Genomic DNA, 23015 nt, shown 5'->3' with positions numbered 1-23015 from the left:
CATGTTGCGACCAACATTTGCCACTCACTATTTTGTTGTATTAATACTTTTAGGCACACTTTTAGGCTGTAAAAAGGAGCTTCAAGTTGCAGAGCCTGAGACGGTTTATTACCAACAGGTTGAGAAAAAAAGTGTGCCCATTTATGGCAATTACATTGCTCGCACAGATGCATCGCTTGATGTAGAAGTGCGTGCCCGTGTTACGGGTTATGTTGAGCGTGTCGCATTTATTGAAGGTAGTTGGGTCAATGAAGGGGATGAGTTATATCGCATTGATGACAAACCTTACATCGCTAAAGTTAATCGCGCGACAGCAGCGCTTGAAAAAAATAAAGCAGCGTTGGAAAAAGCGAAACGTGATGTTGCCAGGCTCGAACCTCTGTATCGTCAAGATGCAGCCAGTCAACTTGATTTTGACAATGCTTTGTCGGCCAAAGAGCAAGCACAGGCATCGGTGCTTGCCAGTCAGGCAGAACTCGAAGAGGCGGAACTCGATTTAAGTTATACCAGAATTGTTGCACCGATTAGTGGCATGGTGAGTAGCTCTGAAGCTGATTTAGGTGCACTTGTTGGCAGTGGCGGGATTTCTCTATTAACGACAATTAAACAAATCAATCCAATCTATGTTCATTTTAATATGTCGACTTTGGACTATTTAAATGCACGTCGTCGTATGACCTCTGTACTTGAACAAATGGACGCGGAGCAAAAAGGTAAAGCGCTTGAAGGCTTTGTACGCATTACATTGCCAGATGATAGCGAGTATAAATATTGGGGTGATGTTAGCTTTACCGATCCCAAAGTCAATCCGCAAACGGGTACATTTAAAGTGCGTGCAGTACTGCCTAATCCAGACAGTGAATTGTTGCCTGGGCAACATACTAAAGCCCGCATTAAACTAAGTGAGTTCGCTAACGCCGTTGTTATTCCCGAAGAAAGTACACAGGTTGAGCAAGGCGGAGTTTATGTGATGGTGGTGATGCCAAACAATAAGGTTGAGCGCCGCTTTGTAATTATTGAGCATTATGGTGAAGAAGGATTAGTGATTGGTTCGGGCTTAAGTGCAGGAGAAAAAATAATTGTTGAAGGGTTGCATCGTGCCCGTCATGGACAGCTAGTAAATCCGGTAGCAATTAACGAAAAACCGCAGTCGGCAAGCCAACAAAGCAATAAAGGAGATGAGTAAATGTTCGCTCATTTCTTTATTAAGCGCCCGGTATTTGCCAGCGTTATTTCATTGGTAATTATCCTAACGGGGTTAGTATCACTGTTTACGTTACCGATTGATCAATATCCTGATATAGCGCCTCCATCTGTAAAAGTTTCCGCGTCTTACTCTGGCGCAACAGCCAGTACTGCCTCGGAATCGGTTGCTGTGCCACTTGAGCAAGAGCTTAATGGCACACCGAATATGTTATACATGGAATCAAAAGCGACAAATTCAGGTAGCAGTAATATCACTCTGACCTTTGAAGTTGGCACCGATCCGGATTTAGCTTCGGTGGATGTTCAAAATACGGCGTCGCAAGCGGGTAGTAATTTACCTGTTGATGTCCAAACCGAAGGGGTAACAGTATCAACAGAAAGTTCGGTAGAGTTATTAAAGTTAGCACTGACTTCAGATAACGAACGCTACGATGAAATCTATTTAAGTAACTACGCAACGATTAATGTGCAACAAGCATTAAAGCGCATCCCGGGAGTTGGCCGTGTGCGCAATACTGGGTCGCGTAGTTATTCAATGCGTGTGTGGTTACGTCCTGATGTGATGGCGGGTTATGGCCTGACCGTTAATGATGTTACCAGTGCGATTAAAGAACAAAATAAAGAGGCTGCAGCCGGTGAGCTTGGTGCGCAACCAATGAATGAAAAAGTAAAACTTACTTTTTCAGTAACAGCACAAGGGCGTTTTAATAAAGTCGAAGACTTCAAAAATATTATGGTGCGGGTAAACCCCGATGGTTCAATGATCCGCTTACGTGATGTAGCGCGCATTGAGTTGGGGTCTTCTGCCTACACTTTGCAATCTAAGTTAAATAATCAAAATGCCACAATTTTACAGGTGTATATGCTGCCAGGCTCAAATGCCTTAGAAGTCACAGAAAATGTAAAGAAGGTGATGACTAATTTAGCGCAAAACTTTCCTGAAGGGGTCAAGTGGCAAGTTTTTTATGATGCATCAGAATTTATTAAGCTATCCATTGATGAAGTAATCAATACTCTGATACAAGCGCTTATTTTAGTTATTTTAGTGGTGTATTTATTTTTACAAAACTGGCGCACAACACTTATTCCTGCTTTGGCTGTGCCAGTCTCCATTATTGGCACCTTTATCGCCTTAGCGGCATTTGGCTTTACTATCAACACAGTAAGCTTACTTGCCATGGTGTTGGCGATCGGTATTGTGGTTGATGATGCGATTGTTGTGGTGGAAAATGTTGAGCGTTTAATTAACGAGAATGACCTGTCACCATTTGAAGCAACTAAACAAGCAATGACTGAACTGTCAGGGGCATTGGTTGCCACTTCATTAGTACTTGCTGCGGTATTTGTACCTGTATCCTTTTTAGCAGGTATTACCGGCATTATGTATCGCGAGTTTGCAATTTCTATCACCGTGGCAGTACTTATTTCAACGCTTGTTGCGCTGACGTTAAGTCCTGCATTGTGTGCCATATTCCTAAAAAAATCTTCAGGACAAACAAATACTTTATTTAACTGGTTTAACCATCATTTGGACCGTTTGAGTGAGCGCTACACCTGGCTTGTGAAGCTCACTTGTACCAATGCAAAACGCGGATACCTATTCTTTACACTTATTGTGATTGTGTGCGTTATTACATTTAGAGCGCTGCCAGTAAGCTTTATGCCACAAGAAGACCAAGGTCGCTTTTTTGTTGATATACAATTACCAGATGCGGCAACAGTAACGCGAACCGATGCGGTTATCACGCAAGCCAATGAGATTGTGCTGGCGCACCCTGCGGTAGCGTATTCCTTCTCATTGGCGGGTGAAAATCGCCGCTCTGGCAGTGCGCAAGCTAACGGCCAACTTGAAGTAGTACTAAAAAACTGGGCAGAGCGCAGCGAGTTAGGTTATTCAGTTGAAATGGTTGCAAATGAAATCGAGGCGCAATTACAGCAGATCGCCAGTGCTGAGTTTAATGTGTTTCAACCGTCCGCGATTGCAGGCTTAGGCAGTGGCTCAGGTGTTGAGTTTGCGCTGCAAGATCGCAGTGGTGCGAATTGGACTGGGTTAATTGAAACGCAGCGTAAATTATTAGCAGCGCTAAGTGAGCGTGCTGAAATAGAAAAAGCATCAACATCATTAAAAGGGGAAATCCCTCAACTATTTTTAGCCGTTGATCGTGAAAAAGCGAAAGCGTTAGAAGTACCGATTGCCGATGTGTATAGCACGATGAAAGTGTTAACGGGTTCATCTACGGTCAATGATTTTAATTTATTTGGTCGTGTGTATCGCGTAAAAGTTCAAGCTGAGCAAGACTTTCGTGAAAGACCTGATGATCTCAATGAGTTTTATGTACGCAGTAGTAATGGAGCCATGGTGCCACTCAATGTGCTCGCTGAACTAGAACTGACAACAGGGCCTTCAGCAATTAATCGCTATAACATGTTTACCAGTACTAATATTAATGTCACCCCTGCTGAGGGCTATTCGTCAGGCGATGTGATTAAAGTGATTGAGCAAGTGAGTGCGGATATTTTAGGTCCAGGTATGGGGTATGAGTGGACAGGACTGACATTTCAAGAAATCCGTTCTGCTGGTCAGCTTAGTATTGCGATTATGTTAGCAATTGGCTTTGTGTATTTATTTTTAGCGGCGCTTTATGAAAATTGGGCTTTACCACTAGCGGTATTATTGATTAGCCCTGTTGCTATGTTTGGAGCCAGCTTATTTGTATTGTTAACCGGCGTTGAAAACAACTTGTTTTTCCAAGTCGCTTTTATAGCGCTGATAGGACTTGCAGCAAAGAACTCCATTTTAATCGTTGAAGTAGCAAATCAATTATACCGCGAAGGTGCATCTGCATTTGATGCCGCACTTGAAGCTGCACGCTCACGCTTTCGCCCTATCTTAATGACGGCTGTGTCATTTATTTTAGGGGTGTTGCCACTCGTTATTGCAACCGGTCCAGGTGCTGTAAGTCGTCAATCTATTTCGATTCCTATCTTAGGCGGGATGGTGCTAGCAACCACATTAGGAATTATTTTGGTACCGCTATTTTTTATTACAATTAGCCGTTTTGTTGGCAGTAAAGTGCCTCAAAAAAAGAGCATTGTAAGCGAGGGGGTGACTAATGAATAAGTTAAGATTTAATCGTTCGCTTTGCTATGGCGCTATTGTCGCTAGCTTGTTAGTGTCTGGATGCACATTAGGCCCTGATTTCAAAGCGCCTGGTCACAGTGAATTGCTTACTTATATGGGTACAAAAGCGCCCTTGGAACAGCAACAAGTCAGCGCCGCTGAACGAGGCTGGAAAGAAATCTACCAAGATTTGCACCTGCAAAACTTAATCGAAAAGGCGCTTAAAAATAATCTTGATTTACGCATTGCGCAAAGCAAAGTTCAGGCAGCATTAGCTAATCAAACTATCAGCGATTCCGCGCTCTGGCCAAGTCTAAATTTACAACCGACTTTTGAACGGGAAGAAGGGTTGGATAGTTCACCTGCTAATTCCTATGAGTTTAAAGGTTATTTTGCTTGGGAGCTTGATTTGTTTGGTGCTAATCGACGAGCAAGTGAAGCTGCATTAGCGGATTTAATGGCAACACAGCAGGCAGCATATGCCATGCAATTAAGTTTAATTGCGCAAGTGGCGAGTCAGTTTTATCAGTTAAAAGAAATAGAGCAGCAGCTTGAGATAACAGAGAATACACTCGAAATAAGGCAAAACGAACTACGCTTGGCGCGTATTCGCAAAGAGGGTGGGGTAATTTCAGGCTTAGAGCAAAAGCAAGCGGAAGTAGAAGTTGAAAGTACCAAAGCGACCATTGCGCCGTTACTGCTTGCTGAACATAAAGCTAAGACACAGTTACGTTTGTTAGTGGGCGATGCAGATACCGATGTTTCTGGTGGTAATGATATTTTTGCTCAAGTACTGATTAAAAATTTGGAACCCAATATGCCTGCAGAGTTGCTTAAAAGGCGCCCTGATGTTCAGCAGGCACTAAAAGAGTGGGAAAGTGCAACAGCACAAATCGGTGTTGCAAAAGCAGACTTATTTCCAAAATTGTCTCTTACCGGTGAGCTGGGTACCGAATCCAGTGATATTGGCGATTTGCTCTCAGGCGGTAATGTTGTTTGGATGTTGGGCCTCGATGTTTTTCAACCACTTTTTAATGCTGGTAAAAATCGCGCCAATTTATCTGCTAAAGAAGAGTTGGCTTATCAAGCAGGGTTAAATTACCAAAAGGTGGTGCTGCAGGCACTCAAAGAAGTTAGTGATGAAATGCGTGCTTTTCAGTCAAGCAGTGATAACTTTGAAGCGCAACGTAGTCTTGTGATGAGTACACGCGAATATTTTCGTTTAGCGCAACTGCGCTATCGTAATGGTGTGTCTAGTTCGCTTGATTTGATGGATGCACAACGTCAGTTATTTTCAGCTGAGAAAGCATTAGCATCAGCGCAGCTGCAGCGTTTAGAGTCAATGACCCGTTTATATCGTGCATTAGCGGGTGGCTGGTATGCCACAACACCTGTAAATGAAAAAGAGTTGCAACCGAAAACGAAAGAAGTATTGAGTAGCTAAGTAAAACATTAACAAGAAAAGGAATAGGTATGTTTAAACGGAAATTAGCATTTTTGTTACTCACTTTTTTATCTTTTTGTTGCAATGCATCACAACTTTCACCGTTGTATCAAGATGCGTGTAACAAAGATGTTGTTTATTTGGGCGAAGAGAGTTCTCATAAAAACGCTTCAGCTTTTTCATTAAGAACCGAGGTAATTCAATTTTTAGTTCAGCAGTGTGGTTTTAATGCTGTATTTTTTGAAGCACAAACTTATGATTTCATTTACATCAACAAAGAATTGAATTCAGGAAAGCTCAACAAGTTGGCAATTGAAGGTGCTTTAGGTGGTTATGCACATGACACGAAAGAAGTTAAACCTCTCGTTGAATTTATTTATGATAAAGCAATTAAAAGAGAGATTTACTTTGCTGGGTTAGATATGCAAACAGGCGGTCGAAGTAACCTGTACACCCAGCAATATCTACCTGAACTTGCCTTTTTATTAGAAAAGCCGCTTTCTGAACAGTGCTTCATAATATTAAATCGTCATCTTAAGTGGTTGTACAATGAGCAGTACCCTTTCACTTCTGAAAGTAATCGGTTGGTTGCCAACTGTGTTGAAAGTATTTATCAGGCGTCTAAAACTGAGAAAGACAATATAAATAAATATTTGGCAGAACGTTTCTATACCTCTTTATCAGTATTTGGTAGGCAGGGGTTTTCTAAACGCAGCGTAGGAATGTTTGATAGCTTCCAGTGGCATATTGCACAGACACCTAAAGTTAATAAGGTTATTATTTTTGGCGCTAGTATTCATGGCGCAAAGCGATATGAACTTATTAACAAAGAATTTAGCACATTGGGCGGGAAGTTGCTGCAAACATATGGCGATAAGTATGCGAGTTATGCATTTGTCGGGCTGGATAAACAAACGACCATAAATACACTGCCTAATGATGTAAAAAACGGCGAAAAAATGGTTTATCTATTACAAGGTGATTCACTTGAATCAACATTTGATGTTAACTTAATCTCTTATAATCGCTCTCTAAAAGTGGATTGGGCAAAGCAGTTTGATGGTTTAATCTTTATGCCAAGTGAATTACCTTTCACTAAATTTAATAACCAGTAACCCTCAATAATTGCCGGATTTCACTTAGCTTATTTGTTTGTCTTTCTTTTTAGTAGTTTATTAACAACGAGAGGGGGGATAAATGAATAAACCTAAGATAATGAAATTGTATGCTGTATTTATTGGCTTAATCGGAGTCGGGTGTCTGGTTAAAGAGGCATATGACTTTATTTATGGTGGCGATGTGAATGTGGTTGCTGGATTACTTATGTTGTTTGCTAGCCTTACAATATTTAAAAAGCAAGGTGCACAAAACACATAAAAAAGGCGCCTAAGCGCCTTTTTTTATGTGTTTACAGATCAAATGGGGCGACGCCTACACCTTCAATGCGATAACCTACTTTGGCCAGTTCGCCTTCCCAGCTTTCGGTTTTCATTTTCCCGGTGACAGAAATGGCATCGTAAAGGCTTTCGATTGGTACGCCATCTTTAAAGGTTACGTGCACAATCTGATTTGGTGGTGGTGGTGGTACATGAATACATGCACCGAAATACGGCACTAATAAAAACTCGGTGATCACTTGATCATCACCCTCAAGTGGCACAACAAAGCCAGGCAATGTCACCATGGTATTATTCAGCTCTTTAACAATGGGGGCGTTTAAATCGGGTTGCACCCAATTGGCTTCAGAATTTTCATTGTGCGCGGCTTGTCCTTCAACTGGTGATGAAGAATAGCCTTTAGGAATAAGATCTTCCCAGTAAAGCTCTTTTGCTTTTCCATTGGCAAACAGCTGATTACTTAATAACGTTATTAAGGCGAAAAAAGTAAACAATAGCGAATGTCGTTTCATATAATTCTCAAACTTTTATGGTTAAGCCATCGCTCAATGCGTAACGATATGCTTTGTAAGCAGGTAAACAACCAAATAAGGTACCAAGCAAAATAATACCAGCCAATAAGCTCATTTGATATTGGCTAAGTGCCATAAGTTGCAAGTGAATACCGCTGATGCTGCCAAGCATGTTAGCAAGCAACACAATTACAAGATAATAAAATGCGATAGCCAGCAAGGTGGCGCATACTGTGATTAATAGTGCTTCTAACCCGAGCAGAGTGAATATAGTACGCGGTGTAGCACCCACTGAACGTAAAATCGCAAGTTCGCGGCGGCGTTGACTGAGACTTGCCAATAAATTAGTCAACATGCCAAGTAAAGCGATGACGACAACAGCACCCGAGATAACCAATAAGGCTTTTTCAAATACACCGACTACTTCCCATAACTGGCGTAGGGTGAATTTGGGCATAATCGCCAGCAATGGCTCTTGCTTATATTGGCTGATATTGCGTTGTAGTTGCAGTGCAAAAATCGGATTTTTGAGGCCTAATAAAAATGCGCTGATTTGTTTTGGCTGACCAGTGAGTTCCGCATTTGATAGTGCAGGCAACTTGCTATGTTCATCACGCTGTTCGCTGTGGTGTTGATGATCATCATGGTGGTCATGGTCATGATGCTCATCAGCTTGATGCTTTTTACTAATGCTGGTCGCAGTTGCTGAGCCATGAATATTATCAATTGCCACTAGTGGCACATGCACGCTGTTATCTACCGCTGTGCCGGTGGCCGCTAAAATACCGACTACTTTAAATGGGTGATCGTCATGATGGTGAAAACTTGTATTGCCAGCGCCATGCGACAGTACAATCGAGTCATCTAAATGGTAATGCAGTTTTTTAGCTACGTTGCTGCCAAGCACCACATGATTTACTTGTTCAAAAGCGTGCCCTTTTGAGAATGCGAGGTTTTGCTTATTGGCATAACGGTAATGAGCAAAGTAGTCATTATTGGTACCAATAACGCTAAAACCTTTATGGCTATCACCAAGTGAAAGTGGAATAGCCCATTTTACTGAGCGCTTGCTAGTAATATCTTGATAGCTTTTGAAGCTTAAATTGTTAGTTGGGTGACCGATGCGAAATACTGAAAAAAGCAATAGTTCGGTGCTGCCGGTGCGGGCACCGACAATTAAATCGGTGCCTGATACGGTATTATAAAAGCTTGCTTTGGCATCAACACGGGCGCGTTCAATAAGCAGTAACAAGGTAATACTGAGCGCTATCGCAATGGTCGTAATCGCAATACTAGAAAAACGGTTAAGTAAGCTTTTGCGTGAGAGGGTTAATAAGCTCATAGTGCTTTCTCCTGCATAAAACTTGAAAGTGCCACTTGCCTATCAAATAAATTTGCGAGCGTTTGGTCGTGGCTGACAAACAAAATACTGGTTTGATTATTATTAGCTTGCTCAAAAAGCTGGTTAATAAATCCTTCTCGGGCGTCGTTATCAAGGGCTGAAGTTGGCTCATCGGCAATGATTAGTTCTGGTTCACCAAGTAATGCTCTGGCAGCGGCAACGCGTTGCTGTTGCCCGATACTGAGTTGATTGACTGGCTTAGCAATATTGTGTTCACTTAAACCAAGCGCCATTAATAATGTAGTTGCTCCCTTTTCGACACTGCCGTATTTGACTGCAGCTTTTTCAGTACGTATTTTTGAGAACTCACACCCTAGTGTCACGTTTTCGGTCGCCGATAAAAAAGGGATTAAATTAAATTGCTGAAAAATATAGCCAATATGATCTGCGCGAAAGCGATCTTTCTGTTTTTGTGAAAGGGTAGAAAAAGCGGTGTCTAAAATCGAGATTGAACCGCTTTTATGTTGCTGCACTCCGGTAATTAACGACAGCAATGTTGATTTACCACTGCCGCTTGGGCCGTAAATAAATACATGTTCGCCTTTTGCTAAGGCAAAATCATGCAGTACAAATTGGCTGCGAGCGCCTGGGTAAGAAAAAGTGAGATTATTAATCGCTAGCATTGGTGCACAAAATTAATTTAAATTGGTGTGATACTATAACAACAACACCTTGAAACCAATCTTTTGCGATAGTGATTCATGCGCTTGCTTTTTTTGTTCAATTATTGAGTTTAGAGTGACTTTTCACTAAAATTGGCGCACCCCAATTTAGAGCGTATAACGCGCTTTTCTAGTATCAAAAATATCTTTTGGAGTTTCCATGAGTTCATATAAGGTTTTGGACGTAAATGACGATTTACCGATCCGTACCAAAGGTAAGGTTCACAGCGGTAAAGTTCGCAGTGTTTATTGGTTAACCGAGCAAGACAGCGTTCGTTTAATCGAAGAAAAGGGATATAACATTCCAAAAGATACACCACTTGCACTGATGGTTATTTCAGACCGTATTTCAGCCTTTGACTGTATTTGGCAAGGTGAAAACGGCCTAAACGGTGTGCCTGGTAAAGGTATTGCACTTAACTCCGTGGCGTCTCACTGGTTTAAATTATTTGATGAAGCCGGCCTTGCGGGTAACCACATTGTTGATATTCCACACCCTTATGTATGGATTGTACGTAAAGCAGAAACTGTTCGCGTTGAAGCAATTGCACGCCAATACATTACGGGTAGCATGTGGCGCGATTACGCAAAAGGCGTTCGCAACTTCTGTGGTATTGATTTACCAGAAGGGCTAGAAGCTCACCAAAAATTAGATAATGTGCTTATTACACCTTCGACTAAAGGTATTATTAAAGGTGTACCAGAAGTGCCAGAAGTTGATGATGTAAACATTACGCGCGAAAATATCGAAAACAATTTAGCAGCATTTAATTTTAAGTCGGCAAGCGATATCGATTTATACGAGAAGTTACTAACTGAAGGCTTTAAGTTAATTAGCGAGCAACTTGCTGAGCTTGACCAAATTTTTGTGGATACGAAATTTGAGTTTGGCTACGTTGAAGAAGTGGATGGTTCGCAAAAGCTTATTTATATCGATGAAGTTGGTACGCCAGATTCATCACGTATTTGGGATGGTCCAGCTTACCGCGAAGGTAACATTGTTGAGAACTCAAAAGAGGGTTTCCGTCAGTTATTAATCAATAACGTACCGGACAGCGATGTATTACTTAATAAAGATCGCATGGACGAACGTGAAGAACTTGCCAAAGGTTATAAACTACCGGTTGATGTGATGATGCAAGTATCAAACACTTACGTTGGTATTGCGAGTAAAATCGTTGGTAAACAGTTAGACATCCCAAGCGACCCGCGTCAAGAAGTGATCGATATTCTTGATAAAGAGTATGGTCTCATCGACTAAGTTTTAATGCGCCTTAAATAACCTTTATTTAGGGCGCTCTCTTTTGTTCCACCTTATTTATCTACTCAGCTATTTCTTACTTTCTATTTCTTTGGCGCTTTAGCCTAATGATAAGGCTTTTCCCAACGCATTTTTGCCGTGTTTGTGACATTTTTATGTGATGTTAATTTTGTTTACAAAGCTAATGTAAACGAATGTAACTGGGTTTTTGTGGTTATATAAAATAGAGTTGAAAATAGGACTTATTTTCATTTAGGTATTAAAAGTCAGGTCTGATGAGTTTTGCTGATTATTTGGAAATATTATCCCTTTTTTTCGATTAATTGGGAGAGTTATTGCAAAGAGCGATTTAGAAGTTTAGCTCTTAAGGTGTTTGGATGTCTGCTTATATTTAAAGTGTGTATTGTTTTGTTGATCTGGAATATGTGATTTTTGTTGTTGAAATGTTAAATCTTGGTTAACGTTATTCCCGAATACAGATACGAATTAATGATTACGTGTCTTACTTAATAAAATCTGGGAAAGCTATATGAAATTAAAAACATTAACAACATCAGTACTACTGGCACTAAGCACAGTAGCTACTGCGCAAGCGGCAGATGAGAGTCGTTTTATCATCCAAGTTGATAACAACAATAAAGGCGTAGTAAAAGCGCTTGCTAAAAAACTTGGCGGTGACATTAAACTCGATTCAGATGGATTTTTTGCTGCAAGCTTCTCAGGGAAAGATTTATCTGAAGTTAAAGGTCTGCTAAACAATCCGCATATCAAACTTATTGAGCAAGACTTTGTGCGTAAGCCAATGTCACTTTACAGTGATGATGTTGGTGATGCGATGACACAGCAATTAACACCTTATGCTGTATATCAATCTCAAGCTGACCAACTCGCATTTGATGCATCTTCAGATATGAAAGTATGTGTTATCGATTCAGGCCTTGATCAATCTAACCCTGATTTTGTTTGGGGTAACATCACAGGTGATAATGACTCTGGTACGGGTAACTGGAATGAGCACGGTGGTCCTCACGGTACTCACGTAGCGGGCACAATTGGTGCAGCTGATAATGGTTTTGGTGTAGTGGGTATGGCTCCTGGCGTACCTATGCACATTATTAAAGTATTTAATGCAGAAGGTTGGGGCTATTCATCAGATTTAGCACATGCAGCAAACCTATGTAGTCAAGCTGGCGCTAACATTATCAGCATGAGCTTAGGTGGCGGTGGTTCTAATAGCACTGAATCAAATGCATTCGCTGACTTTACAGCGGCAGGCGGTTTAGTGGTTGCTGCTGCAGGTAATGATGGTAACAATGTGCGTTCATACCCTGCGGGTTACCCTTCAGTAATGATGATTGGTGCAAATGACAATAACGACCAAATTGCAGACTTCTCACAATTCCCGAGCTGTACATCAGGCCGAGGTAAACGTGCAACTGAAGATGAAACTATTTGTGTTGAAGTGACAGCTGGTGGTGTAGATACACTTTCTACTTACCCTGCAGATATGGCAACAAGTGCATCTCTTTCTGCGGATGGTGTGGCAATGAATACATCGTCAATGGAAAATGCGGGTGAAGCGACTGCGTCTACCTTCTTTATGGGTACAGCTGAGGCGGTTGATTCAGGTGCGGCTGGTAAAATTTGTGTGATTGACCGTGGTAATATTTCATTCCACGATAAAGTACTAAACTGTGAAAACTCAGGCGGTGTTGGTGCGGTAATTATTAATAACGAAGCGGGCATGCTTTACGGAACATTAGGCGACACTAATGCGACGACAATTCCTGCAGTTGGCGGTGCATTTGAAGACCGTGCTACGCTTCTTAATGCGGCATCAATGACAGTTAAAATTGGTACGAGCGATTACGGCTTTATGAGCGGTACGTCAATGGCAACACCAGCGGTTTCTGGTATTGCAGCCTTAGTTTGGTCAAACCACCCAACGTGTACAGGTACTGAAATCCGTAATGCACTTAAAGCAACTGCTTATGATGCTGGTGCAGCAGGTAAAGATGTTTACTTCGGTTACGGTATCGTAAAAGCAAAAGCAGCTGATGATTACCTAACAGCGAATGGCTGTGCTGGTGGTGACAATGGCGGCGGTGATAACGGTGGTGGTGAAGGTGATATCACGTTATCGGCACAAGGTTACAAAGTGAAAGGTTCTAAGCAAGTTGATCTATCTTGGTCTGGCACTACGGTATCTTCAATGGACGTTTTCCGTAATGGCTCTATGATTGCTACAGTATCGAATACGGGTAGCTACACTGATGCAGTTGGTGGGAAAGGTGGCGGTAGCTATACTTACCAAGTATGTGAAGCAGGTACATCTACTTGTTCAGCTGAAAAGACAGTAGTTTTTTAATTGATTTTCTAATCAACCCTAAACAAAGCCGCGTAAGCGGCTTTTTTTATGTTCTTTAGTATAGAGTTGTACTGGCGATTCCCCCTAAATAAACTATTCTAAAAATTGCAATAGTTGTGTTTGGGGCATAAACCAATGAAACTCTCTTCTCTTAGTGTATGCATCGCCTTCTCTATTAGCGCGGGTGTATATGCCGAACCAGATAATAATCGATACATTATTCAAGTCGACAATGCCAATAAAGGTGTCGTTAAAGCACTTGCAAAACGTTTTGGAGGCGACATAAAGCTCGATAGTGATGGCTTTTTTGCTGCGTCGTTTACTGGGAAGGATCTCCAAACCTTAAGAGGATTGTTAAATAACCCTCACATTAAATTAATTGAACAAGATCACCCGCGTACAGCTTTCAATTTGTTTAATGATGATATTGGCGATGCTATGACACAACAATTAACCCCGTATGCTGTCTATCAAGCGCAAGCAGACAAGGTATTGTTTGATGGTAACAGTGGTATCAAGGTGTGTGTGATTGACTCAGGCTTAGATCAATCTAACAGCGATTTTGTGTGGGGCAATATAGATGGTACTAACGATTCCGGTACAGGGAATTGGTATGAGCAAGGTGGACCCCATGGCACCCATGTCGCTGGCACAATTGGTGCTGCTGATAACAATGTGGGTGTTATAGGCATGGCTCCTGGCGTATTAATGCATATTGTTAAAGTGTTTAATGCAAGTGGTTGGGGGTATTCGTCAAGCCTTGCTCATGCAGCGAATGTTTGTGCTGCAGCAGGCGCAAACATTATTAATATGAGTTTAGGTGGTGGTGGCGCCAGTTCAACTGAATCAGCAGCTTTTGAAAACTTCGCAAGCGCTGGTGGACTTTCAATTGCCGCAGCGGGTAACGATGGCAATAGTGTTCGCAGTTATCCTGCAGGCTATTCGTCAGTAATGATGGTTGGTGCAAATGATGCAAATAATCAAATCGCTAGCTTTTCACAATTTCCGAGCTGTGAAACAGGACGTGGCAAAAAACGTAAACAAGATGAAACCATTTGCGTAGAAGTGACTGCTGGCGGTGTTGATACTTTATCTACCTACCCCGCAGGCACAGCCAGTAATTCGGCAGTATTAGCTGATGGAATAGGTATTGCGTCTAGTGCTATGGAAAATACTGGCGATGAAAGTGCTTCGCCTTACTTTATGGGGCTTGGGGATACGGTCGATAGTGGTGCAAACGGAAAAGTGTGTGTAATCGATAGAGGGAGTATTAGCTTTCATGATAAAGCGCTTAATTGCCAAAACTCGGGAGGCATTGCTGCAGTTATTGTGAATAATGAAGCTGGGCTCTTTAGCGGCACATTGGGCTCTCCAAATAACACCAGTATTCCTACTGTTGGTGTAGCATTAGAAGATAGAAGTCAAATGTTGAACGCACTTTCCATAAGAGTAAAAGTAGGTGCCAGCGATTATGGCTATATGAGTGGTACATCTATGGCAACGCCAGCCGTTGCGGGTGTTGCAGCATTGGTTTGGTCAAATCACTCTGATTGCAGTGGTGAAGAGATTCGAAGTGTTTTGAAAGCGACGGCACTTGATGGTGGGGCTGCCGGCAAAGATGTGTATTTTGGTTATGGCATAGTGCAAGCAAAAGCCGCTGATGATTACTTAATTGCTAACCCGTGCGGTGGTGATGGTGGTGGCGACCCAGGTACTACAGACCTTAAGATAACTGGTTATAAAGTAAGAGGTGTGCAACATGTCGACCTTGTTTGGTCGGGCTTGATGGGGAGCCTAGTTGATATTTACCGAAACGGCAGTGTTGTTGATTCTGTAAATAATAATGGCGAATACACAGATAACATTGGTGTGAAAGGGGGAGGGAGCTACACCTATAAAGTGTGTGAATCCGGTTCGACTCAATGTACTTCAGAACAATCGATAGTGTTCTAGTAATTAAGATACGTCATATTAAATTCATTAAATAGTGAATGTGCCTTCCTATAATTAAATAGGAGGGCACGCTATTGAAACTCGATCCTACCCGTTGGGTACCAAAGCATTATTACAAGCGCATTTTATTATGTGAGTTTGTTTTTTTATTCTTTTGTGTGCCCGTATTTTTATATTTTGTACGTGATTTAATTGCACCTTATCTTTTACTTTTTTTAGTCTCAGTGGTTGGCTGGTGTGTATTACTTTTACTGAGTGATCCGCGTTTCAAACGTTTTCGTCTTTGGAACCCAGAGCAATTAAAAATTTCACTCGATAGGGTTGTTTTAACTTTCTTGATAGCTGCATTGTTTATGGCTGTTGCCAGTTGGTATTTTACCCCACAGTGGTTTTTTACTTTGCCAACCCAACAAACTAAATGGTGGTTTTTGTTATTAGTAATTTACCCAATTTTTTCAGCGTGGCCGCAAGAAGTTATTTTCCGCACATTTATGTTTCATCGGTACAAGCGCCTTTTTAAAAGTAAAACTCTCCGAGCTTACCTCAGTGCGACCAGTTTTGCTTTGGCGCATTTATTGTTTGCGAATTGGATAGCTGTGATTGGTGCTTTTATTGCTGGTTTGGTGTTTTCATTTACTTATATTCATTCTCGTAGCACCTTATTGGTTGCGGTAGAACACAGCCTGTGGGGATGTTGGTTATTTACGGCGGGACTTGGTATGTATTTTGATAGCACAATGCGTTTATATGGTGAATAAGCAATTAAACGTTTAATGTTTAAAGTAATAGCGATAGCCAATTTGGTATTGGGTCTCTTTTTTATCGATTGCTTGGTTTAAATACCAGCGTGAAGGGCGATGAGAATCGATATAGTTAAATTCAGTTAATATAAATGATTGCTTCGAGAGTTTATAACGGTATGCAAGTGAAAAAGCATTCCCTTGTTCATCATTATTGTCACCCCAAAGGCCATCTAAATCATCCACATTAAAATGTTCAAAACGAGCGGCAATATGATGAACTGACCAAAAGTGACGGAGCATTATAAAGGCATTGTCAAAATCATTATCGACGACTCTTTCTTTATAAGGGGAGGTCATGTATGTGTTACCAGCCATAACTTGCGCTATTACTTCCCACTCTTTTGTAAAACGGTATTTTAAAGCGGAGTGAAAAAATTCAGTTGTCCAAGTGTATTGGCCATTTTCAACTAGGCCTTCCTCGGCAAAGTTATCGTAAAATCCAATATTAAATTTAAGTTTATTGTCGTATTTCCAATTTGCAGAAAGATGTAACCCAAAGCGATTATCAAGTTCTAAAAACGGGTCTGATTCAGCTGCTTGAAACTTGAGTTTACCCTCACGCGCTGGAAAGTCTTGGACAATTAACTTTTCATGTAAGAGGGTTTGCCTGCTGCCAATAGTCCAACCATGCCACGCAAGCATGGCTCCCGCTGGATCATTGTTTTGAAACAGTGACACATCAGCTGAAAAGCTGTGCTTTGACCCAGAGAATTTACCAAGTTTTTCAAGAGACAGGTTTACGCCTGTATTACGGAGTTCTTCACCAACCCAATTATTTAAACTGCTCGATGTTAACGTATATGGGGTGGACCATGCTGTGGCCACATTTTCAAAACTTATGGTTGGGTAAAAAACGCCAATTTTTGATTTTACTCGCCATCCGTTACTTGAAGGTAACCCTTTGTAATTAATATACCCTTCAGTTATGCCAATGGCACTATTACCTTTATTTGCAAACGCATTAGCGACGACAGAAGCAGACCACTTGGAATTAAGCTCTAAATCGATATGCGCGCCAAGTTGACCCAGCGCAATACCGCTACCACTGTCATAGCGATATTTTCCGTAGTCACCCGCTAAATAGCTTTTTGCATCATCACTTGCAACATGAAAGGCTCTAACATCGATTATTCCTTTTAAGCTAGCATCGAAAGCAAAAGAGTTTACGTGCCACCCAACTAGAAGTGGGCAAATTAGTGTTTTAATTAACAGTTTTTGCATTTGCGATGCTCTGCTTTTGGTATTTTGACTGAGATAACCATGCTTCAAATTCGTGCGCAGGTAAAGGCTTACTAATAAAGTAACCTTGTGCTAACTCACAATTTTGCGATTTAAGCCAAAGTAATGTTTCTTCATCTTCAATGCCCTCAGCAACCACAGTGAGACCCATACTATGAGCCAGTTTGATAGTGGAGCGAACAATAATTTTATCGTTTTCGTTTTCAAGTAAATACTGCACAAAAGAACGGTCAATTTTCAACTCTTGTACCGGAAGTTGTTTTAATTGTGCAAGTGATGAATAGCCTGTGCCGTAATCATCAATAGAGAGTTTAAAACCGCTTTTGTTGAGGTAGTTTAAAACTTCTGTTGCTTTAGTCGGATCATCTACCACGGCATCCTCAGTCACTTCCAGTGTAATGGCACAATCATCAAGTTGATGTTTATTTTTGAGAGCGATTACATAATCTGGATAAGACTTATCTAAAATATTCTCAGCAGAGATATTGATCGCAATATTTATTTTAATGCCATTTGCTAACCACTTTAAATATTGATCCACTGCAGTTTGAGTTACCCAACGCGTTAATGCATCCATTTGCCCAGTTTTTTCAGCAATACTAATAAAACTATCAGGTGGTATTAACCCTTTTTCAGGATGCTGCCATCTCACTAATGCCTCCACATGGCTAATTTCCATTGTTTTTAGCGACAGTTTTGGTTGGTAAAATAATGTAAGCTGGTTTTCTTCAATCGCCGTGCGAAGGTTATTGGTTAAGAAAAGTCGTTCTATGGCATTTTGGTCAAAAACAGGATCGTATACTTGGAAAGTGTGTTTATCATTTTTTGCACGTTGAATTGCCACATTAGATTTTTGTAATAATTCAGCAACTGAACAGTTAGGGTGTTGAGCAGAGCGCACAATACCAAATGAGTATTGAAGGTGAAGTTGAATGTTTTGAAAGTGACATTGCATCGTCAGCGCTTGCTGTAATTTCTCTATTAAGGTAGCTACATGCTGTTCATCAGCTATGAGTACAAAGTATTCAGCCCCAAGGTGGTAGCTATCAAAACCATGCTCTGTTTGAACGAGTTGGCTTGCAACTTCATTGATTACATAATCACTTGCTTGGTAACCGAGAGTATCAGCAATGTCTTCTGCACGCAGAATACATAATTGTATTATTAGAAAATCGCTTTTCGACTTCTGACGCCGCTCTATGGCGGTAATTAATGCATTTCGATTCGGAAGGTGAGTTAGCTGATCATGAAAAGCTTGAAAGCTAATCGTTTCTTCTCGCGAAATAATTGCTTTTGTCATCACGTTAAACTCACGTGAAAGCTGCTTTAATTCGCGACTGCCAGTAACATCGACGTTGCCATCGTAATTACCTTTTGTTATCGATTTTACTTGGCTAACCAAATTCTTAATTGGACGAGTAATATCTCTGGCAATTGCAACAGCGCCAAACGTTGACAGAATCACGGTAATGAAAACCAATAGAGTTAATTGCTCCCATTGGATATCAATGCTTTTAAGTAAATCAGCTCGAGACTCAAACAATACAGCTGAAATATAGCCATTGTTGGTATTTCCGAGCTCTAACCGGCTATATAAATATTGTTGTTCAGTATTAGCGATTATCCGCTTAAATACATCAGCTTTTATTGGGTAGTTTTGTTCATCTGAACTAGCAATAACATTGTAGTGTTTTCCATCAAAGCTCGCAAAACCAACATTCACATCGGTCAGAGCTGCCAGCTCATTGGCAAGCATATTATTAATTTGGTAACCAAAGCCTATCCAACCGACTAATCGCGCACCACTTTTAATAGGTGCAAAGCTTAATTGATATAATGCATTATCAATAAAGACGAGTTGGGTGGCTTCTTGTTTTAATAAATCTGTGGACTGGCTAAAGGGTTTGCCTTGCTCTTTTCCTATTCGTACTTTTTTATTTCCTTCGGCATCTGTAAACGTAACAAGCTGCGCAAAAACAGTGCCTTCACTATTTATTGCCATAGCAAGATCGCTATCAATGCGTTTTCGATGATTATTAAGTGCCACTAAAAAGCTTTTGGTATCTTCTTCTAACACCGATTTGAGGCCATAATCTTTGGCCGCAGTTTCAGCAAAAGCAGAAAGATAGTAACGACGATTGTTAAATTGAGTTTGAAAGATATCGGAAGCATTGCTCAGGCGGTTATTTAATTGAGTGCTTTCGAGCTTAATATTTGCATGGTAAGTAAAATAAAAGCTCACCAACTGTACGAGTAAAAGTAAAAATAGAAATAAAATTAGAATTTTACTTTGTAGGCTACGCACTTTTAGCAGTCTCATAATCAATTAGTACTCTTCTAAAAAATCAAATTCTTGTTGTCCAACTTGTTTTGGAATCGGCAATAGCGGCTTGGCTAAAGTTAATGTGATTGACTGTTTTTCGTTTTTGAAAGAATGTGTTTCAGTTATTTGATGAGAAGGTGTATCGAGTTGAGGGTGCCAAACAGAAACTTCGTATTCCCCTGAACTTGCAAGTGACATACTTAAGACGCCATCTGTATTGGTCTTAGCGAAATAAGGAGTATCAACGACAAGCAGAAAGCCACTCATCCAATCGTGAATATTACAGCCCATTGCGACTTCTTCTACACTGTTAATATTCTCAACTTGCTTAGATAAACCCGTTTTTAACTTAAATTCAAAACGATTTTTCCCAGACACTGAGTAAATATGGTGTGTTATGTCATCTTTGTTAGAAAAAACAATACTCTGACCTTTTTGCATAACAGTAATGTAAGGTGCAAATTTTTTATCTTTTTGATCGATTACAAGTTGCTGAGTATTAATTGATAGGTCTTTAATACCAGATTTCGGTGTGAGGTAAACGACAATATCGTTGATTGGGGTGTTATTTTTATCAACGACCTTAATATCGATTGCTAGCGCATTCGCGTTAGCAATCATCATCATTGTTGAAAGTGAAAATAAAATATTCTTCAAAAGATGTTTCCCCATGCTGTGCCCACATTGATTTACTTGTTTAATTTTCAGAGTTGATTCAATGAGCTAAAAGTAAGTTTAGACCTGTTTATAGCTAGAGCGAGGTTTTAGGGAAAAAATTGCAATATTTATTAAAAATATAAAAAAGCCAATCATTGTTGATTGGCTTTCAATAAGGTAATGCTGAAATTAATTATTCTATATTCTGAATTTGCTCACGCATTTGCTCAATCAGTACTTTGAGCTCAACTGCCGCATTAGTTACTTCAGTATTTATCGATTTAGACGCTAAGGTATTAGCTTCACGGTTAAATTCTTGCATCATAAAATCCAAACGACGACCACATGCGCCACCTTTTTTAAGGATTTTTCGGGTTTCTTTAACGTGTGACTGCAAACGGTCAAGTTCTTCAGCCACATCTTGTTTTTGCGCAAGGTAAATCAGTTCTTGCTCAAGTCGGTTTTGATCGATTTCAGCTTTGAGCTCTTCTAACCGTGTAGTAAGTTTCTCGCGCTGCCATTTCATTACTTCAGGCATTTGCTCAGTCACAATATCGACTTGTGCTAAAATTGCCGTTAGTCGAGTATCAATCATAGTTTCTAAATTTGCACCTTCAGAACCACGCGCATCAATAAAGTCCGACACTGTTTTATCAAAACCACTTAGCAGCTCAGTTTGCACTGAGTCCATGTCCATTTCTTCAGCTTCCATTACGCCAGGCCAGCGAAGAATGTCCATTGGGTTAATGTCGCCTTTCACTTGGTCTTGTAACCAAGATGCATTATTCATTATTTGTTTTGCTAATGATTCATTAATTTTCATTTCGCCAACATGTGCTGGGTTAGCATTAAACTTAAGGGCAACTTCTACTTTCCCGCGTTGTAATTGCTTACGAAGTTTCTCACGGATAACAGGCTCTAGTGCTCTAAATTGTTCGGGTAAGCGAATAAAGGTTTCTAAGTATCTTTGGTTAACAGAGCGAATTTCCCAAACGCCGTTACCCCAGTCACCCTTAACTTCGTGGCGAGCGTAGGCTGTCATACTATGGATCATGTGCGGTTTCCTAAGTTTTTAGAAATGATAATTTGTGCTTGGTCGCATTATAGCGGAAGTTGTTTAGCAGCTTACAGTAAATTTTACTTTATAAAAATATAAAGAGGGTGGCTTTTATTACTTTTACCGTAGCGAATAAAAGAATTACTTCTTATAATATGCCAAATCTTGAATAGTGAGGATATCCAATGCGTCCTAGTGAACGAACGCCCAACCAAATTCGCCCAGTTTCTTTTACTCGTAATTATACAATGCATGCTGAAGGTTCAGTATTAGTTGAGTTCGGCAATACCAAGGTATTGTGTACTGCAACAGTTGAAGCAGGCGTGCCGCGCTTTATGAAAGGGCAAGGTAAAGGTTGGATTACTGCCGAATACGGTATGTTACCGCGTTCTACACATAGCCGTTGTGGTCGTGAAGCTGCAAAAGGTAAGCAAGGTGGTCGCACTATGGAAATCCAACGCCTGATTGCACGCTCGTTACGTGCAGCTGTTGACTTGGCAGCACTTGGTGAAAATACAATCACAATTGACTGCGATGTTATCCAAGCTGATGGTGGTACGCGCACAGCTTCAATTAGTGGTGCATGTGTCGCATTAGTAGATGCGCTTACTTACATGCGTACCAAAGGTATGATTAACGCTAATCCTCTTAAGCATATGATTGCGGCAATCTCGGTAGGTATTTATAACGGCGAAGCGGTAACGGATCTTGAATATCTTGAAGATTCAGAAGCTGAAACGGATATGAATGTGATTATGACTGAAACAGGTAAGTTTATTGAAGTGCAAGGTACAGCAGAAGGCGAACCGTTCTCTTACGACGAATTAACTGACTTACTTGAATTAGCTAAGCATTCAATTCGCGAAATTATTGACCTTCAAAAACAAGCATTGGCGTAATAGGGTATAACATGAAAGATTATCAAAAAGAATTTATTGAATTTGCACTTGAAAAGCAGGTTTTAAAATTTGGTGAGTTTACACTTAAGTCTGGTCGTACTAGCCCTTACTTCTTTAATGCGGGTTTATTTAATACAGGTCGTGACCTTGCTCGTTTAGGTCGCTTCTATGCTGCTGCATTGCAAGATTCAGGTATCGACTTCGATGTGTTATTTGGTCCTGCATATAAAGGTATTCCAATTGCAACAACAACAGCTGTTGCATTAGCTGACCACCATGACCGTGATGTACCATATTGCTTTAACCGTAAGGAGAAAAAAGATCACGGTGAAGGCGGTACATTAGTAGGCTCTGCGCTTGAAGGTAAAATCATGCTGGTGGATGACGTAATCACGGCAGGTACAGCTATTCGTGAATCAATGGAAATTATCGCAGCAAATGGCGCTGACTTGTCAGGTGTTCTGATTGCGCTTGATCGTCAAGAAAAGGGTAAAGCTGAATTATCTGCAATCCAAGAAGTTGAACGCGATTTTAATACACAGGTCATTTCAATTGTAAAATTAGCTGACCTAATCACCTACCTAGAACAAAAAGGTGATATGTCAGAACACTTAGCTTCGGTTAAAGCTTATCGCGACCAATACGGTGTAGCTTAATTACATAATAATTTGATATAAAACCCCGATAATCGGGGTTTTTTTATGGATAAAT

General features: G+C 40.7%; 18 protein-coding genes. 11 read left to right on the top strand and 7 right to left on the bottom strand.

Translation table 11 applies throughout. From position 1 onward, the window contains the following. The first annotated feature begins 1 nt into the window (after window position 1). The 5 genes from OM33_RS00775 (at window position 2) to OM33_RS00755 (ending at window position 7148) form a co-directional block, all read left to right on the top strand. A complete protein-coding gene (locus OM33_RS00775; RefSeq protein ID WP_081990979.1) occupies window positions 2–1186 on the top strand; it encodes an efflux RND transporter periplasmic adaptor subunit in 1185 nt (394 codons plus the stop codon). Continuing rightward, the gene (locus OM33_RS00770; RefSeq protein ID WP_038637472.1) at window positions 1187–4327 is read left to right on the top strand and encodes an efflux RND transporter permease subunit; all 3141 of its coding nucleotides are present in this window, start codon (window positions 1187–1189) and stop codon (window positions 4325–4327) included. After that, window positions 4320–5771 carry an efflux transporter outer membrane subunit gene (locus OM33_RS00765; protein WP_052140837.1) on the top strand — a complete coding sequence of 484 codons (1452 nt, stop codon included), beginning with the start codon at window positions 4320–4322 and terminating at the stop codon, window positions 5769–5771. The genes OM33_RS00770 and OM33_RS00765 overlap by 8 nt, the downstream gene beginning before the upstream one ends. A gap of 29 nt (window positions 5772–5800) precedes the next feature. Beyond that, window positions 5801–6886 carry an erythromycin esterase family protein gene (locus tag OM33_RS00760; protein ID WP_038637469.1) on the top strand — a complete coding sequence of 362 codons (1086 nt, stop codon included), beginning with the start codon at window positions 5801–5803 and terminating at the stop codon, window positions 6884–6886. A gap of 82 nt (window positions 6887–6968) precedes the next feature. Continuing rightward, on the top strand, window positions 6969–7148 hold the full coding sequence (locus tag OM33_RS00755) for a hypothetical protein (protein ID WP_038637466.1): 180 nt from the start codon (window positions 6969–6971) through the stop codon (window positions 7146–7148). A 31-nt stretch (window positions 7149–7179) separates the two neighbouring features. Here OM33_RS00755 and OM33_RS00750 read toward each other — a convergent pair whose 3' ends face one another. Genes OM33_RS00750 through OM33_RS00740 form a run of 3 tightly spaced genes read right to left on the bottom strand, consistent with a single transcriptional unit; the run spans window position 7180 to window position 9705 of the window. Beyond that, window positions 7180–7680, bottom strand: a complete 501-nt coding sequence (locus OM33_RS00750) for a DUF3299 domain-containing protein (RefSeq protein ID WP_038637463.1) — start codon at window positions 7678–7680, stop codon at window positions 7180–7182. Window positions 7681–7687: 7 nt separating this feature from the next. Further along, window positions 7688–9022, bottom strand: a complete 1335-nt coding sequence (locus tag OM33_RS00745; protein WP_038637461.1) for an ABC transporter permease — start codon at window positions 9020–9022, stop codon at window positions 7688–7690. After that, window positions 9019–9705, bottom strand: a complete 687-nt coding sequence (locus OM33_RS00740; RefSeq protein ID WP_038637458.1) for an ABC transporter ATP-binding protein — start codon at window positions 9703–9705, stop codon at window positions 9019–9021. Before OM33_RS00740 ends, OM33_RS00745 begins: the two co-directional genes overlap by 4 nt. A gap of 199 nt (window positions 9706–9904) precedes the next feature. Here OM33_RS00740 and OM33_RS00735 point away from each other — a divergent pair, with 199 nt between their 5' ends. The 4 genes from OM33_RS00735 (at window position 9905) to OM33_RS00720 (ending at window position 16084) form a co-directional block, all read left to right on the top strand. Continuing rightward, the gene (locus tag OM33_RS00735) at window positions 9905–11005 is read left to right on the top strand and encodes a phosphoribosylaminoimidazolesuccinocarboxamide synthase (protein ID WP_038637455.1); all 1101 of its coding nucleotides are present in this window, start codon (window positions 9905–9907) and stop codon (window positions 11003–11005) included. A 529-nt stretch (window positions 11006–11534) separates the two neighbouring features. Continuing rightward, window positions 11535–13373 (top strand): S8 family serine peptidase, encoded by a 1839-nt coding sequence (locus OM33_RS00730; RefSeq protein ID WP_038637451.1) that lies wholly within the window; start codon window positions 11535–11537, stop codon window positions 13371–13373. A gap of 135 nt (window positions 13374–13508) precedes the next feature. Then, window positions 13509–15326, top strand: a complete 1818-nt coding sequence (locus tag OM33_RS00725; protein ID WP_038637448.1) for a S8 family serine peptidase — start codon at window positions 13509–13511, stop codon at window positions 15324–15326. Window positions 15327–15400: 74 nt separating this feature from the next. Next, the gene (locus OM33_RS00720) at window positions 15401–16084 is read left to right on the top strand and encodes a CPBP family intramembrane glutamic endopeptidase (protein WP_052140836.1); all 684 of its coding nucleotides are present in this window, start codon (window positions 15401–15403) and stop codon (window positions 16082–16084) included. 12 nt (window positions 16085–16096) lie between these two features. Here OM33_RS00720 and OM33_RS00715 read toward each other — a convergent pair whose 3' ends face one another. The 4 genes from OM33_RS00715 to OM33_RS00700 form a co-directional block, all read right to left on the bottom strand. Continuing rightward, on the bottom strand, window positions 16097–17350 hold the full coding sequence (locus tag OM33_RS00715; protein ID WP_052140835.1) for a hypothetical protein: 1254 nt from the start codon (window positions 17348–17350) through the stop codon (window positions 16097–16099). Beyond that, on the bottom strand, window positions 17331–19688 hold the full coding sequence (locus OM33_RS00710; RefSeq protein WP_199922471.1) for a bifunctional diguanylate cyclase/phosphodiesterase: 2358 nt from the start codon (window positions 19686–19688) through the stop codon (window positions 17331–17333). Before OM33_RS00710 ends, OM33_RS00715 begins: the two co-directional genes overlap by 20 nt. A 6-nt stretch (window positions 19689–19694) precedes the next feature. Next, window positions 19695–20348: a cupredoxin domain-containing protein gene (locus OM33_RS00705; protein WP_199922470.1), complete on the bottom strand. Its 654-nt coding sequence runs from the start codon at window positions 20346–20348 to the stop codon at window positions 19695–19697. Between the two features lie 193 nt (window positions 20349–20541). Next, on the bottom strand, window positions 20542–21402 hold the full coding sequence (locus OM33_RS00700) for a YicC/YloC family endoribonuclease (protein WP_038637445.1): 861 nt from the start codon (window positions 21400–21402) through the stop codon (window positions 20542–20544). Between the two features lie 188 nt (window positions 21403–21590). Here OM33_RS00700 and rph point away from each other — a divergent pair, with 188 nt between their 5' ends. Further along, a complete protein-coding gene (gene rph, locus OM33_RS00695; RefSeq protein WP_038637442.1) occupies window positions 21591–22304 on the top strand; it encodes a ribonuclease PH in 714 nt (237 codons plus the stop codon). Between the two features lie 11 nt (window positions 22305–22315). Then, window positions 22316–22960 carry an orotate phosphoribosyltransferase gene (pyrE, locus tag OM33_RS00690; RefSeq protein ID WP_038637440.1) on the top strand — a complete coding sequence of 215 codons (645 nt, stop codon included), beginning with the start codon at window positions 22316–22318 and terminating at the stop codon, window positions 22958–22960. Window positions 22961–23015: the final 55 nt, after the last annotated feature.

The organism is Pseudoalteromonas piratica (assembly GCF_000788395.1).
Classification (GTDB): Bacteria; Pseudomonadota; Gammaproteobacteria; order Enterobacterales; family Alteromonadaceae; genus Pseudoalteromonas; species Pseudoalteromonas piratica.
This window is presented reverse-complemented; position numbering and strand designations above follow the sequence as displayed.

Excerpts from the sequence above, each read along its gene's own strand:
- OM33_RS00775 (WP_081990979.1), top strand. The coding sequence starts at position 2 with ATGTTGCGACCAACATTTGCCACTCACTATTTTGTTGTATTAATACTT.
- OM33_RS00770 (WP_038637472.1), top strand. The coding sequence starts at position 1,187 with ATGTTCGCTCATTTCTTTATTAAGCGCCCGGTATTTGCCAGCGTTATT.
- OM33_RS00765 (WP_052140837.1), top strand. The coding sequence starts at position 4,320 with ATGAATAAGTTAAGATTTAATCGTTCGCTTTGCTATGGCGCTATTGTC.
- OM33_RS00760 (WP_038637469.1), top strand. The coding sequence starts at position 5,801 with ATGTTTAAACGGAAATTAGCATTTTTGTTACTCACTTTTTTATCTTTT.
- OM33_RS00755 (WP_038637466.1), top strand. The coding sequence starts at position 6,969 with ATGAATAAACCTAAGATAATGAAATTGTATGCTGTATTTATTGGCTTA.
- OM33_RS00750 (WP_038637463.1), bottom strand. The coding sequence starts at position 7,680 with ATGAAACGACATTCGCTATTGTTTACTTTTTTCGCCTTAATAACGTTA.
- OM33_RS00745 (WP_038637461.1), bottom strand. The coding sequence starts at position 9,022 with ATGAGCTTATTAACCCTCTCACGCAAAAGCTTACTTAACCGTTTTTCT.
- OM33_RS00740 (WP_038637458.1), bottom strand. The coding sequence starts at position 9,705 with ATGCTAGCGATTAATAATCTCACTTTTTCTTACCCAGGCGCTCGCAGC.
- OM33_RS00735 (WP_038637455.1), top strand. The coding sequence starts at position 9,905 with ATGAGTTCATATAAGGTTTTGGACGTAAATGACGATTTACCGATCCGT.
- OM33_RS00730 (WP_038637451.1), top strand. The coding sequence starts at position 11,535 with ATGAAATTAAAAACATTAACAACATCAGTACTACTGGCACTAAGCACA.
- OM33_RS00725 (WP_038637448.1), top strand. The coding sequence starts at position 13,509 with ATGAAACTCTCTTCTCTTAGTGTATGCATCGCCTTCTCTATTAGCGCG.
- OM33_RS00715 (WP_052140835.1), bottom strand. The coding sequence starts at position 17,350 with ATGCAAAAACTGTTAATTAAAACACTAATTTGCCCACTTCTAGTTGGG.
- OM33_RS00710 (WP_199922471.1), bottom strand. The coding sequence starts at position 19,688 with ATGAGACTGCTAAAAGTGCGTAGCCTACAAAGTAAAATTCTAATTTTA.
- OM33_RS00700 (WP_038637445.1), bottom strand. The coding sequence starts at position 21,402 with ATGATCCATAGTATGACAGCCTACGCTCGCCACGAAGTTAAGGGTGAC.
- rph (WP_038637442.1), top strand. The coding sequence starts at position 21,591 with ATGCGTCCTAGTGAACGAACGCCCAACCAAATTCGCCCAGTTTCTTTT.
- pyrE (WP_038637440.1), top strand. The coding sequence starts at position 22,316 with ATGAAAGATTATCAAAAAGAATTTATTGAATTTGCACTTGAAAAGCAG.